12 protein-coding genes are annotated in these 12,744 nt (G+C 69.4%); 6 read left to right on the plus strand and 6 right to left on the minus strand.

What is annotated here, in order from left to right; all coding sequences use genetic code 11:
* Positions 1-60 precede the first annotated feature (60 nt).
* The gene (locus APZ21_RS21815) at positions 61-1,908 is read right to left on the minus strand and encodes a serine/threonine protein kinase (protein ID WP_054815128.1); all 1,848 of its coding nucleotides are present in this window, start codon (positions 1,906-1,908) and stop codon (positions 61-63) included.
* A gap of 172 nt (positions 1,909-2,080) precedes the next feature.
* On the minus strand, positions 2,081-3,982 hold the full coding sequence (locus APZ21_RS21820; RefSeq protein WP_082393348.1) for a serine/threonine-protein kinase: 1,902 nt from the start codon (positions 3,980-3,982) through the stop codon (positions 2,081-2,083).
* Positions 3,983-4,144: 162 nt separating this feature from the next.
* Between APZ21_RS21820 and APZ21_RS21825 the strand changes: the two genes are divergently transcribed.
* From APZ21_RS21825 to APZ21_RS21835, 4 genes are all read left to right on the plus strand, one after another.
* Positions 4,145-4,915, plus strand: a complete 771-nt coding sequence (locus tag APZ21_RS21825) for a deoxyribonuclease IV (RefSeq protein ID WP_054815171.1) — start codon at positions 4,145-4,147, stop codon at positions 4,913-4,915.
* Positions 4,916-5,047: 132 nt separating this feature from the next.
* The gene (locus APZ21_RS21830; protein ID WP_054815172.1) at positions 5,048-6,265 is read left to right on the plus strand and encodes a CaiB/BaiF CoA transferase family protein; all 1,218 of its coding nucleotides are present in this window, start codon (positions 5,048-5,050) and stop codon (positions 6,263-6,265) included.
* Positions 6,262-6,429 carry a hypothetical protein gene (locus APZ21_RS34300; RefSeq protein WP_156371250.1) on the plus strand — a complete coding sequence of 56 codons (168 nt, stop codon included), beginning with the start codon at positions 6,262-6,264 and terminating at the stop codon, positions 6,427-6,429. Before APZ21_RS21830 ends, APZ21_RS34300 begins: the two co-directional genes overlap by 4 nt.
* Positions 6,426-7,355 carry a beta/alpha barrel domain-containing protein gene (locus tag APZ21_RS21835; protein ID WP_054815130.1) on the plus strand — a complete coding sequence of 310 codons (930 nt, stop codon included), beginning with the start codon at positions 6,426-6,428 and terminating at the stop codon, positions 7,353-7,355. The genes APZ21_RS34300 and APZ21_RS21835 overlap by 4 nt, the downstream gene beginning before the upstream one ends.
* Here the strand turns inward: APZ21_RS21835 and APZ21_RS21840 are convergent.
* Complete coding sequence (locus tag APZ21_RS21840; RefSeq protein ID WP_054815131.1) at positions 7,340-8,173, minus strand: GNAT family N-acetyltransferase; 834 nt, start codon at positions 8,171-8,173, stop codon at positions 7,340-7,342. The two genes, APZ21_RS21835 and APZ21_RS21840, sit on opposite strands and share 16 nt — an antisense overlap.
* Before the next feature lie 77 nt (positions 8,174-8,250).
* The gene (locus APZ21_RS33220) at positions 8,251-8,655 is read right to left on the minus strand and encodes a hypothetical protein (RefSeq protein WP_082393341.1); all 405 of its coding nucleotides are present in this window, start codon (positions 8,653-8,655) and stop codon (positions 8,251-8,253) included.
* Between the two features lie 210 nt (positions 8,656-8,865).
* Here APZ21_RS33220 and APZ21_RS21850 point away from each other — a divergent pair, with 210 nt between their 5' ends.
* Positions 8,866-9,444, plus strand: coding sequence for a hypothetical protein (locus APZ21_RS21850; protein ID WP_054815132.1), 579 nt, complete (start codon positions 8,866-8,868; stop codon positions 9,442-9,444).
* A 145-nt stretch (positions 9,445-9,589) separates the two neighbouring features.
* Here APZ21_RS21850 and APZ21_RS21855 read toward each other — a convergent pair whose 3' ends face one another.
* Positions 9,590-10,717 carry an acyl-CoA dehydrogenase family protein gene (locus APZ21_RS21855; protein ID WP_054815133.1) on the minus strand — a complete coding sequence of 376 codons (1,128 nt, stop codon included), beginning with the start codon at positions 10,715-10,717 and terminating at the stop codon, positions 9,590-9,592.
* Between the two features lie 10 nt (positions 10,718-10,727).
* Positions 10,728-11,900 carry an acyl-CoA dehydrogenase family protein gene (locus APZ21_RS21860; protein ID WP_054815134.1) on the minus strand — a complete coding sequence of 391 codons (1,173 nt, stop codon included), beginning with the start codon at positions 11,898-11,900 and terminating at the stop codon, positions 10,728-10,730.
* A gap of 232 nt (positions 11,901-12,132) precedes the next feature.
* On the opposite strand from APZ21_RS21860, the gene APZ21_RS21865 reads away from it, so the two are divergent.
* A partial coding sequence (locus tag APZ21_RS21865) for a hypothetical protein (protein WP_054815135.1) occupies positions 12,133-12,744 on the plus strand: 612 nt, incomplete at its 3' end.

Genomic DNA, 12,744 nt, shown 5'->3' on the forward strand with positions numbered 1-12,744 from the left:
ACACGATTCGGCCCCGCCGGGGATCTTCCCGGGCGGGGCCGAATGCCGTTGCGCGGTCGGTCAGTTCAGCGGAGCCGAACGCCACCAACGCAGCACCTCATCGATGCTGCCGACGATTCCGTCGGTGTACATGAGGATCTGGCCGCGGCCGCTGTCGCCGGTGAAGACGGTGACCATCTTCGGACCGCTATCGTTGAACTTGTAGTTGGTGTAGCTCTTGCCGCCATTGCTGTCGGTGGACTTCACCGCGTCGCTCGGCAGATTGTGCAGTGCGTTCTGCGCGTCGGAGGACGAGCGGTAGATATAGAAGGTGTAGAACGGATCGTCGTTGCCGCCGCCGCCGAAGCAATCCCACTGGTAGACCCAGTTGCCGAAGTCGGGGGTGCCGGAGGTGGGCGTGGACGGCGAACTCGAGCTGTACGCGCCGCAGGTCGCGCCGTTGTAGCCGGTGTCACCGGACTTGGACGCGGGCACCATGCGCGGGAATTCCTTGGTGATGGCGTCCGCGTCGGGTGTCACCGAACCGGAGTTGTTCGCGCCCGGACTCGTCGGCGCGCTCGACGAGGGACGGCCAGAGGCCGCCGCCGTGGTGGTGGGAGTGTCGGAGCCGCTGTCGCTCGCGACGGCGCCGACGATGCCGAGCACCACGATGACCAGGATCACCGCGGCGACCGCGATGCCGATGATCAGCCCGGTATTGGATTTGCGGGGCGGTTGCGGTACGGGGCCGTACGGCCCGCCGCCCGCCGTGGGCGGGCCGGGCGGCTGCTGGGCGAATCCGTAGGTGTTCTGCTGCGCGCCGTAGGCGGTGTTCTGGCCGTAGGGCGAAGTGGGCGCGGGCTGCTGAGTGGTCGGCCCGGTGGGGTACGGCGCCATCGGAGTTGCGGCGGTGCTCGGTCCCACGGTGTGCGGCGCCATGCTGTTGGGCGTCGAGGTATTCGCCATGGTCGGGCCTGCCATCGGATGCGGACCGCTGGTCATCGGATACGGCGCACCGGTCAGCGGATTCTGGCCGCTCACCGGAACGGGCGGACCCGTCACCGGCCCGCCGACCACCGGCATGGCGGGCGCGCTGGGATTGGAAAGCGCGTGCTGCGCGGCGGCGGCGAACTCCGAACAGGAGGAGTAGCGATCCTCGGGACGCTTGGCCATCGCCTTGGTCAGCACGCCGTCGAGCGCGTAGGACAGCCCCGGCCGCACGCTGCTCAGCGCGGGCGGCGGCGACTGGAGATGACCCTGGATCACCTGCGCCGGATTGGTGGCGGCGAACGGGCCGCTGCCGGTGAACAGCCAGAACAGCGAACAGGCCAGCGAGTACTGGTCGGAACGGTGATCGAGGGCCGCGCCGGTGAGCTGTTCGGGCGAGGCGTAGGCGAGCGTGGCGGTGAAGGTGCCGGTCTGCGTCAGATGTCCGGTGTCGTCGCGCAGGCGGGCGATGCCGAAGTCGGTGAGGTATACTCGTTCACCGCGGCCGCCGCCGGAGCGGGCCAACAGGATATTGGCCGGTTTGACATCGCGGTGCAGCACGCCCATGCCGTGGGCGTAGTCGAGCGCGTCGGCGGTCTCCTTGATGATCTGCACCGCGCGTTCGGGCGGCAGCGTCTTGGGATCCACCGAGGCGGCGTCGATACCGTCGATGTACTGCATGGAGATCCACAGCTGCTCGTCGTCGAGACCCCGGTCGTAGACCGTGACGATATTCGGGTGATCCAGGCGTGCGACCAGATCCGCCTCCCTTTCGAATCGAGCCCGCACCTCCTTGTCGAAGAACATCTCCCGGTTCAACAGCTTCAGCGCCGTCATCCGCGGCAGCCGCGGATGTTTCGCCAAATACACCGAGCCCATGCCACCGCGGCCCAATTGCCGGTCGATGACATAGCCGGCGAACACGTCACCGCTGGCCAGCATTGTCTGCTCCACTTCCCGCCGTCACCGGGACCCACCGGTGATCAGGCGTACAGCATAAGAACGCGCCCGAGCAATGCCCGACCACGGAAAACATCGAAACTTTAGCAGTAGTCGCATGCTCCCGGGTCGCCCGTTACATCCGACATCGGGCGTGCGACATCCGCGCTCGACGTCAGGGCGGCGGATGAGGATCGGCGGCGGGCCTGCCACCGGGTGTCGAACCGCCCGCGGGCGGAACCCGGCGGCTCCTCGGCTCGGGCAGATCGATCGTGATCGGCCGAACCGGCCGCTTCCCGGCCACCGGACGCGCGGCGCCGACGGGCGCCGAATCACCCCGTGCGCCCGCGGAATCGGAGGACGGCGTGGCCGCTTCCTGCGTGTCGGACGCCGTCGTGCCCTGGACGGTCGGCTCGGCGTCGACCGTTTCGCCCTGGATGGTCGGCTCCGCGTACTCCGGCGACAACGGCAGGTCGCGCCGGTTGGGCGACGGCGCCCGCGCACTTCGCGAACCGTACGGAACCGTGCCCTCGACATCGGCGGCGCGCGAGTCCGGGACGACGGCATGCGACGCACCGCCCGCCCGCGAGGGGGGCGACACCGGCTCGCTCGTCGGCGCCGAACCCGCCTGCCGAACCCGAGGCGGCTGGACCTGCGGTGATTGCGGCGGCGGTGACTGCTGAGGCTGAACCGGTGGCGAGTGCGGCGGTGGCACGGTGCCGTGTCTGGTCGCGCTCGAATGACGCGGAACGGGTCCGGGATACGGCGGAACGACACTATGCGAGGTACCACTCGTCGGCGCGACACCCGGCCCACCATGAGACGGCCGGGCGCCACTCGACGGAACCGCCCCCGGATGCGGCGGAACGACACTGTGCGACGTACCACTCGTCGGCGCGACACCCGGCGGAGGGGCTGCGGGATGGGGCGTCGGACGCGGCGGCGGACCATGTCGCGGCGGTTCGCCGTATCCCGGCGGCATCGCGCCGGTGGGCGCGGGGGCCTGTGGCCGCTGGACCGGGCCGCGTGGTGTGGAGGTTCGCGGATTGCCGGGTCCCGGTGCGGGCTGCGGCCGGACGGGCGGGGGCACGGGAGGATGCCCGGTCGGCGGTAGGCCGTATACCGGGCCGGGACCGGGATATTGCCGAGGGGCGTAGGGGTATCCGGTGGGCCGGGGCGGCTGCGCGACCGGTCGCGGGCCGGTCGGCGCCCGCTGCGGGCCGGTCGGCGCCCGCTGCGGGCCGGTCGGCGCGAGCGCACGGCGCGCCGCACGGGCGAATTCGGTACAGGTGTCGAAACGATCCTCGGGGCGTTTTGCCAGCGCCTTGGCCAGCACCGCGTCGAGGGCGGGCGGAATGCCCGCGCGCAGCGGACCAAGTGCGGGCACCTGCCCGTACAGGTGCCCGTTCATGACCGCGGCCGGACTGGCGCCGTTGAAGGGCGCGGTGCCGGTCAGCATCCAGAACAGCGTGCAGGCCAGCGAGTACTGGTCGCAACGGTGATCGAGGGTGTGGCCGCTCAGCTGTTCGGGCGATGCGTAGGCCAACGTGGCGGTGATGGTGCCCGCCGAACCGAGGGTGGTGTCGCTGTCGCGCATGCCCGCGATGCCGAAATCGGTGAGCAGCACCCGTTCCGGCTGTCCGATCGGGGCCTTGGCCAGCAGGATGTTCGCGGGTTTGACGTCGCGGTGCAGCACGCCGTTGGCGTGCGCGAAGTCGAGGGCGGCGCCGGTCTCGGCGATGATCTGCACCGCCCGCCACGGCGCGAGCACGTTCACGTCGACAGCGGCGGCATCGGATCCGGGCACGAACTGCATCGAGATCCACAGCTGGTCGTCCTCGGCGCCGCGGTCGTAGACGGTGACGATATTGGGGTGGTCGAGCCGGGCCACCAGATCGGCCTCGCGCTCGAATCGGGATCTGATCTCGACATCGCCGTAGAGATCGCGCTCGAGCAGCTTCAACGCGGTGAGCCGCGGCAACCGCGGATGCTGAGCGAGATACACGGTGCCCATGCCACCCTGACCGAGCACACGCTTGATCAGGTATCCGGCGAAGGTCTCGCCTGTTCGCAACACGGTGGAGTTCACCCCCCTCGAGGTCGAGCACGTGGATCCTACCGATGTATCTCGTCGGACCACGGGGACGCAACATTTCATTATCCATCCCCGTACCGGCCCGACGATGCGCGATTCCCGGTCTCCGGCGAGATGTCGGTGGCGGTCACTAGTCTGGCGGCCATGCGCATTGGAGCACACGTCCGGCTCGACAGCGATCCGATCGGCTTCGGTGAGAAACTCGGCGCCGACCTGATCCAGATGTTCGTCATCGATCCGCAGAGTTGGGACAAACCGACCCCGCATCCGCGGACCGAGGAGATCCTGACCAGCCCCATCGATGTGGTGGTGCACTCCTCCTATCAGATCAATGTCGCGAGTCCGAACAATCGGCTGCGCATACCGTCGCGCAACGCGGTGGCCCAACAGGCGAAGGCCGCGGCCGATCTCGGCGCCTTCGGCCTGGTCGTGCACGGCGGGCACGTGCGGTCCGACGCCGAGGTGGACGAGGGCATCGTGAACTGGCGCAAGCTGTTCGAGCGCCAGCAGGACAAGGGCGGTTTCGCCGTGCCGATCCTCATCGAGAACACCGCGGGCGGCAATCACGCCATGGCGCGGCATTTCGACTCGATCGCGCGGCTGTGGGACGCGGTCGGCGATTTCGGCGCGGGATTCTGCCTCGACACCTGTCACGCCTGGGCGGGCGGCGAGGAACTGGTCGGCGTTGTCGAACGGATCAGGGCCATCACCGGCCGCATCGATCTCGTGCACCTGAACTCCTCGCGCGACGAATTCGACTCCGGCGCCGACAGGCACGCCAATTTCGCCGACGGCACCATCGATCCGCAACTGCTGGTCGAGGTATGCCGCACCGCCGACGCGCCGGTCGTCCTCGAGACTCCGGCCGAAGGCATCGCCGAGGATCTGGCCTACCTGCGCGCGCACGTCGGCTGAGGCCGCGCACCCGTCCGATCGGCCGGACGACAATCCGCCATCGTCGTGGCGAAGATCACCGCGGCCGCCGCGCCGTCCCGACGCGGCGAGGCGCGCACCGGCGGCGCGGACCGGATAGTCCACACTGGTCCCATGAGTATTCGCCCGTTGGACGGAGTTCGCGTCCTCGAGCTCGGCAATTACATCGCGGCGCCGACCGCCGGACGCATCCTCGGCGATTTCGGCGCCGAAGTCATCAAGGTGGAACGGCCCGGAGCGGGCGACGAGCTGCGCAATTGGCGCCTGTACGGCGGCGACACCTCGATGCTGTACCGCACCATCAACCGGAACAAGAAGTCGATCACCCTCGATCTGCGCACCGAACGCGGGCGTGACATCGCCCTCGACCTGATCCGGCACTCCGATGTCCTGCTGGAGAATTTCCGTCCCGGCATGTTGGAGAAATGGGGCCTCGGCCCGGAGGCGCTCGACGCGGCGAATCCGGAACTCGTGATCACCCGCATCTCGGCCTACGGCCAGACCGGCCCGCTGTCGGATCGTCCCGGCTTCGCCGCGGTCGCCGAGGCGGTCGGCGGACTGCGCGAACTCGTCGGGGATCCCGATCGCCCGCCGGTGCGGGTCGGGGTGTCCATCGGCGATTCCATCGCGGGCATCTACGCCGCCTTCGGCACGGTGATGGCGTTGTTCCAGCGGACCCGGCGCGGCGGCGATCCACTGGCGCTGTCCGAGCGCGTCATCGACGTGGCGCTCAACGAGGCGATCCTGTCGGTGATGGAATCGCTGGTGCCGGACTATCTGGCCTACGGAATCAATCGCGAGCGGGTCGGTGGCCGCATGGAGGGCATCGCGCCGAGTAACGCCTATCCGTGCGCGGACGGCACGAGCATCATCATCGGCGGCAACGGCGACGCCATCTTCCAGCGCTATATGCGGGTCATCGAGCGACCCGATCTGGCCGCCGACCCGGAACTCCAGGACAACGCGGGCCGGTGGCGGCACCGCGAACGCCTCGACGCCTCGATCGCCGAGTGGAGCGTGCGCCACGACAGGGACGAGGCGCTGGCAATTCTGGAGAGCGCGGGCATTCCGTGCGGCCCGATCTACACCGCCGCCGATATCGTCGCCGACGAGCAGTACCGTGCGCGCGACATGATCCAGCCCTTCTCGGTGGATGTCGGCGCGGCCGAGCCAAAGGTGGTCGGATTTCCGGGCATCGTGCCGGTGATCGGCGGCAAGTCGCTGCCGATCCGCAATGTCGGACCGGATCTGGGCGAGCACACCCGCGAGGTGCTGTCGAAGGTGCTCGGTATGAGCGAGGCCGAGATCGACTCCGTGCTGGAGCCGGCATGAGGCGGCGGCGTCCCGAACAGCGCAGGCCGCAGGGTCGGGGCCGGTGGGAGCCGCGGTTCCCGTCGCCGCGGCGGCCGACGGTGCACCCGAATCCGGCGGGCACCAACCGCAAGGCGTGGGCGGGCGTGATGTGTGTGCCCCGGCAGGCGCGGGAGGAGAAATGACGGTGCTGCGCGATGTGACCCTGCGCGACGGTCTGCAACTCACGGGCAAGACGCTGCCCGTGCCGCGCAAGGTCGAGTTGGTCCGCGCCCTGCTCGCGCTGGGCGTGCCGGAGCTGGAGATCGGTTCGATGGCGCGAGGGGATCTGGTTCCGCCGATGTCCAATACCCTCGAGCTGATCGACGCGCTCACCCCGGAGGAATTGAGCCGCTGCTGGGTCTGGGTCGCGACGCCGCGTCACGTGGACAAGGCCGCCGCGGCGGGTGTGCGCAATTTCCAGTACTGCCTGTCGGTGTCGGACGCGCACAACAAGGCCAATATCGGCCGCACCGCCGAGGAGAGCGTCGCCGCGATGCCCGATGCCATCCGGTCGGCGCGGGAGGTGGGTGGCGCGATCCAGCTGTGCCTTGCGACCAGTTTCACCTGCCCGTTCGAGGGGCCGGTCGACACGGAGCGGGTGCTGGCGATTGCGCGCGATCCGCGCACCGAGGGCGCGGACGACATCGTCCTTGCCGACACCCTCGGCCAAGCGCATCCGGCGCAGGTGTCCGCGCTGATCTCGGCGGTCGCCGCGAGCACCCCCGCGCGACGCATCGTCTTCCACGGCCACGACACCTGGGGTATGGGTGTCGCGAACACCCTCGCGGCGATCGCGGCGGGCGCGGACATGGTGGACGGTTCGCTGGGCGGACTCGGCGGCTGCCCGTTCGCGCCGGGGGCCGGCGGCAACACCTCCAGCGAGGACATACTCTTCGCCACCCGGCCGCCGTGGTTCACCCCCGCGACGCTGGCCGCGATGGTGGATCTCACCGAGGGCCTGCTCGCCGAACTCGACGAACCCAACCGCTCGCGGACGGCCGAGGGCGCGCGCTCGGAGGCCGCGGCCTTCGAATGGGTGATCCGGCGTCCCGCTCAGCCGAAGCTGTAGTGCGGGTACTCGCCCGCGGGCCGGAACCCGAGGGCGCGGTAGATCTTGTTGGAGGTGGGGTTGTCGACGTCGGCGAACAGGCAGACTCCGAGGCCGCGGGTCCGCAGCGAATGCGCGACGTGGGCGGTGACGGCCGAGGCGTAGCCGTGTCCGCGTTCGGCGGGTGGCGTGTAGACCGGTCCGATGCGGACCCAGCCGTGCGCCGGGATCTGGTGGGCGGCCAGGCTGACGGGGCGACCGTCGCGCTCCCAGAGCCACCAGCGACCCGCGGCGATCCGGCGGCGCACCGTCACCGCGTCCCAGCCCGGCCCCCCGATACCCGCGTCGACCCGCATGGCGTGCGCCCATCGCGCGCACAGCGCGGTGTCGGCCTCGGTCGCACGCCGCGGTGATCCGGCGACCGCGGGAACGTTCAGCGCGTCGAGCCGGTACAGGCGATTGACGAACGCGCGCCGGTACCCGACCCCGCACAGCGCACCCCAGCGACTCGCGAAGACGGGGGCGATATCGGACGCGCCCTCGACCCCGCCCGGACGCGGCGTACCGGCGGCCAAGGCGCGCACCACGTCGTCGACGGCGTCCTCCGGGAGCGCGCTCACGTAGATGTCGCGGCCCGCGAGTCTGCTGACCACGCCGTGGACCGAATCGTCGCCGGCGTGCACGGTGAGCAGTTGTGACGAGTCGACCGGATTGTCCGGCGCGCTTTGATAATTGGCGATGAGGGTGGCGAGCACGGTGTGCCGCAATGGATCCCGGCGCAGGAGGGGTTCGGCGCGCCGACCGAATTCGGCGATGTCGTCGGTGATCGCGATCCGCATACGACCACACTATGCGCACGCCCGTGCGGATTTCCCCGTAGCGCGCGTCGAATGCGGTGTGCGCCAGCCCTTTCGGGTCAGTCGGTGGTCGTGTTCTGGCCCTCGGTGCGCAGCTTGAGCAGCACGAGTCCGGCGGTGCAGGCCAGAATCAGTCCGGCGACGGTTATTTCGACGTGCAGTCCGGCGATGCCGAGCACGGCCCCGACGATGCCGCCGACGAAGAACAGCCAGGCCGACGCCTTCGACGCGATCGCCGACAGGGTGCGGGCGGGCGCCGCCTCGGCGGGCGGGCCGAACTCCGCGACCGGCGCCTCGACGTCCGAATCCACCGGGTCATGGAGGTTCTCGGGCCGCTGCGGGGTTGCGGAGCGCTGCGGGGTGGTCGAGTAGGCTCCCATCATCAACTCCTCGATGACGCCGATCAGGGTTCGTGACGGCGCGGCCGGGGCGGCGCCGTCCTCGTCGTGACGCAGGCGTCTCACACGTAACTGTGATCACCTACGCTACGACCAGCGCACGCGTAATCCGCGCGACACGTGCCCGCGACACGCCGACGATATCAATTCGATATCTGAATTACTGTCGTTTAACTGGAAGGCGATTCCGGCGACGCGGCGAGTGTCTCACCTGGCCTGGGCGATCGGCCTGCATTAAGGTGAGGCCGTCTCGAGAACGCGAGGAGAAATCGACCAATGGTGAGCAACAAGGCCAAGATCGCCGGTCCGGTGATCGCGGCGGGCGCGGTGTCCGTCGGTCTCGTGCTCATCGGCGCGTGCGGCATCGGCCACCACGACATCTACGTGCCGCCGCCCCCGATCGAGGCCGGTCCGGCCGCGGCGGCCGCGACCGTGCGCGACGGAACCACTCAGACCGCGCCCAAAGTCGTGATCCCACCGTCACCGACCTGGCAGATCGCGCCCGCGGGCCCGCCGCGCCGCCCCGCGAACTACACCCCGCCCGCCTCGACCTCCCCGAATCCTGACGCCGAGGCGTCGGAGTCCTCGACCACGCGGCCCGCGCGCACCACCACCCCGCGCGGCGGCGAACGCGATCCGCAGCCGAGCGAGGAGCCGACAACCAGTACCCGGACGCTGTCGATCGAACCGACCACGGTGGCGGCGGACGAGCCGGCATCGGTCACCTCGGAATCGGACTCCGCCCGCGTCACCCAGGTCGAGGCACTGCCGACCGACCAGCCGCAGGAGATCCCGGTACCGCACCCGGAATCGCCGCCGACCGCCGAGGCCGACGCGCCGCAGCCGCAGATCTAGGTCGTCGCCGAAACGCCCCGGCCGGTCGAATCCACGACCGCCGCCGGGGCATTCGAAACCCACCAGGTGCGCCGGCGGCCTCCCCACACCGCCGGTCATCCGCACCCCCGAGGGCCGGGAGCGAGTAGTTCCCGCTCCCGGCGGCTCACAGTTCCGGCAGCTCGTAATCACCGACCTGTGCCGCCAGCACGGCCAGATGGTCGAGTCCGCCGCCGAGGGTCCGCTCGATCGCGGTCAGCCGCGCCGTGTAGTGACCCACCGGATATTCGGCGGTGACGCCGATACCGCCGTGCATCTGGATGGCCTCCTGGCCGACGTGCCGCGCGGCGCGGCCGACCTGCAACCGCGCACGGGAGGTGACCACCGGGTCCACCCTGCCGTCGGCCAGCGCCGCCGTCGCGTAAAGGCTCGCGCTGCGGGCGAGTTCCAACGAGACGTACATGTTCGCCGCGCGCTGGGTCAGAGTCTGGAATTTCGACAGGGTGACCCCGAACTGCTTGCGGGTCCCGAGATAGTCGGTGGTCAGCCGCAGCGCCTCCGCCATCGCGCCGATCGACTCCGCGCACAGCAGCGCGTGTGCGCCCGCCAGCGCCGCGGCCACGTGCCCGGAGGCGTCCGGTGCGGAGCCGAGCAGTTCGGCCGGTGCGTTGTCGAGATCGATCTGGGCACCGCGCAATCCGTCCACGGTGCGGTAGGCGCGGCGTCCGACGCCCGAGGCGGTCGGGTCGACCAGGAACAGACCGATTCCGCCGCCGGGCAGTGTCGCGCTGACGACCAACTGGTCTGCGGCATCACCGTGCGGCACCGGATTCTTGGTGCCGGTGAGGCTATAGGAACCGGCGTTCTCCGTTGCGGTCGTGTCGATCTCGGTGGACGGCCAGCGCACTCCGGGTTCGGCGTGGGCGAAGGCGAGCAGGGTGCCGCCGCCGATGAGTTCGGGCAGGACGCGCCCGCGCTGCTCCTCGGTGCCCGCCAGGGCCACCAGGGCGCCCGGCACGTAGACCGCGTCCACGATGGGTTCCGGCGCGAGCCTGCGCCCGACCTCCTCGAGCACCACCATCGCCTCGACCGGTCCGGCGCCGACGCCGCCGTCGGCCTCGGTGAAGGGCAGTCCGAGCACGCCGAGTTCGGCGAGCTGCTTCCAGACGTCGCGGCTCCAGCCGAGTTCGGTGTCGATCACCCGAAGGCGGGTCTCCGAATCGTAGGCGCGGGCCAGCAGGTCGCGGACCGTGTCGCGCAGCATGACCTGTTCGTCGGTGAGTTCGAAATCCATGACTCGCGCCTCACAATCCGAGGATCGTGGAGGCGATGATGGTGCGCTGCACCTCGCTCGAACCTCCGTAGATGGTTGTCTTGCGGTAGTTCAGGTAGCCCGGACCGCTGCGCTGGGCCCAGCCGGGTGAGGAGATGCCCTCCGCGGCCACCGGGATTGCGTCCTGACCCGCGATGTCGAGCAGCAGTTCGGTTGCGGCCTGCTGCAATTCGGAGCCGCGCAGCTTGAGCACCGAGGAGGCCGGATTCGGCTTGCCTTCGGTGGAATCGGAGACCACGCGCAATTGCGTCAGCTCCAGGGACAGCAGTTCGTTCTCCAGCTCGGCGACCCGGGCGGCGAACAGCGGGTCATCGAGCAGCGTGCCCGATCCGTGGCGGATGGTGCGGGCGTACTCCTTGGCGACCCCGATCTTGACCTTGGTACGGCCGACGCCGGTGATACCGGTGCGCTCGTTGCCGAGCAGGAACTTCGCGTAGGTCCAGCCCATGTTCTCCTCGCCGACCAGCTGATCGGCAGGCACGCGGACGTTCTCGAAGAAGACCTCGTTGACCTCGTATCCGCCGTCGATCAGTTTGATCGGGCGGATCGTGACGCCGGGGCTCTTGACATCGAACAACAGGAACGAGATGCCCGCCTGCTTCTTCGGCGCGTTCGGATCGGTGCGTACGAGACAGAAGATCCAATCCGCGTGCTGCGCCAGCGTGGTCCATATCTTCTGGCCGTTGACGATGTAGGAGTCGCCGTCGCGGACCGCGGTGGTGCGCAGCGAGGCGAGGTCGGAGCCCGCGTCGGGTTCGGAGAAGCCCTGGCACCACCAGATGTCGAGGGCGGCGGTCGGCGGCAGGAAGCGCTGCTTGAGTTCCTCGGAGCCGAAGTGCGCGATGACGGGCCCGACCATCTGGGCGTTGAAGGTCAGCGGTTCGGGCACCGAGGCGAGCTGCATCTCGTCCTGCCAGATGTGGCGCTGCATCGGCGTCCAGTCCTTGCCGCCCCACCGCACGGGCCAGTTCGGCACGGCGATGCCGCGCTCGTGCAGGATCTTGTGCGAGGTGACGATCTGGTCGCGGGTCAGCTCGTGGCCGTACTTCACGCGCTCGCGGATGACGGCGGGAATCTCGGAGCGGTAGAACTGGCGCAGTTCGTCGCGGAAGGCGACCTCGTCGGGGGACAGGGATATTTTCATACACAACTCCCGTGGTGTCTCGTACGTCCGACTGAAACCCTACCCCTCGGTAATCTCTCACTGTCGACAGGATCACACACCGGATTGCCTCGAATTCGAGCAAATACCTGGCGAACATCGGGTCGGGTGGGGGCGATACGGACTCGATCACCTCGCCACCCGCGCCGCCGAACTGGTACGTTGCTGCCTTGGGTCCGGGAAACCCACGCTCGGCAGGTAAGGGAGTCATCTGGTGTACGGCAGGACCATCGCGCGCGCGGCCGCGGCACTCACCTCACTCGGCGTCGGCGCGGTCCTCGTCTCGGGGCCCGCCACCGCCGAACCCGCCACCCCGGTGGACACCGCACTGGCCGCGCTCGCCGAACAGGCGGGCCCCGAGGCCGAAGCACGGGCCGGAGTCGGCGCGCTGAGCGAGTACACCCGACTCGTCGACATCGCCCAATTGCGTGACATCGCCGCCAATTTCGTGCCGTTCGCCTATGCCGCCCCCACCTTCGGCTGCGGCTCCAACGGTCCGATCACCACGATCATCGCCGCGGGCACCACCGAGGGCAACAACCGCTACCAGGGCGTGAATCCCGAACCCGGCACGCTGCGCTTCAGCGCGGCCCCCGCGCACACCGGCGCGCCGCTGAACTCCGGTCTGGTCGTGGCCTGGATCAATATCAACAACGGCCGCAGCGGACTCGACACCCTCGACGATCGCACGGAGGTCGGGCTGCCCACGCTGTCGAAAACGGTCGACCCGGGTCCGGGTACCGTGCTCGCCGCCATGTGGGGCGTCATCAACTACCCCTTCGCCAACTGCGTCATGACCCCGACAGTCGGCACCTTCGTGGTTCCA

It is taken from the genome of Nocardia arizonensis, assembly GCF_001310275.1.
Classification (GTDB): Bacteria; Actinomycetota; Actinomycetes; order Mycobacteriales; family Mycobacteriaceae; genus Nocardia; species Nocardia arizonensis.

Coding starts and splice junctions, on each gene's coding strand:
- APZ21_RS21815 (WP_054815128.1), bottom strand. CDS start 1,908: ATGCTGGCCAGCGGTGACGTGTTCGCCGGCTATGTCATCGACCGGCAA.
- APZ21_RS21825 (WP_054815171.1), top strand. CDS start 4,145: ATGCGCATTGGAGCACACGTCCGGCTCGACAGCGATCCGATCGGCTTC.
- APZ21_RS21830 (WP_054815172.1), top strand. CDS start 5,048: ATGAGTATTCGCCCGTTGGACGGAGTTCGCGTCCTCGAGCTCGGCAAT.
- APZ21_RS34300 (WP_156371250.1), top strand. CDS start 6,262: ATGAGGCGGCGGCGTCCCGAACAGCGCAGGCCGCAGGGTCGGGGCCGG.
- APZ21_RS21835 (WP_054815130.1), top strand. CDS start 6,426: ATGACGGTGCTGCGCGATGTGACCCTGCGCGACGGTCTGCAACTCACG.
- APZ21_RS21840 (WP_054815131.1), bottom strand. CDS start 8,173: ATGCGGATCGCGATCACCGACGACATCGCCGAATTCGGTCGGCGCGCC.
- APZ21_RS21850 (WP_054815132.1), top strand. CDS start 8,866: ATGGTGAGCAACAAGGCCAAGATCGCCGGTCCGGTGATCGCGGCGGGC.
- APZ21_RS21855 (WP_054815133.1), bottom strand. CDS start 10,717: ATGGATTTCGAACTCACCGACGAACAGGTCATGCTGCGCGACACGGTC.
- APZ21_RS21860 (WP_054815134.1), bottom strand. CDS start 11,900: ATGAAAATATCCCTGTCCCCCGACGAGGTCGCCTTCCGCGACGAACTG.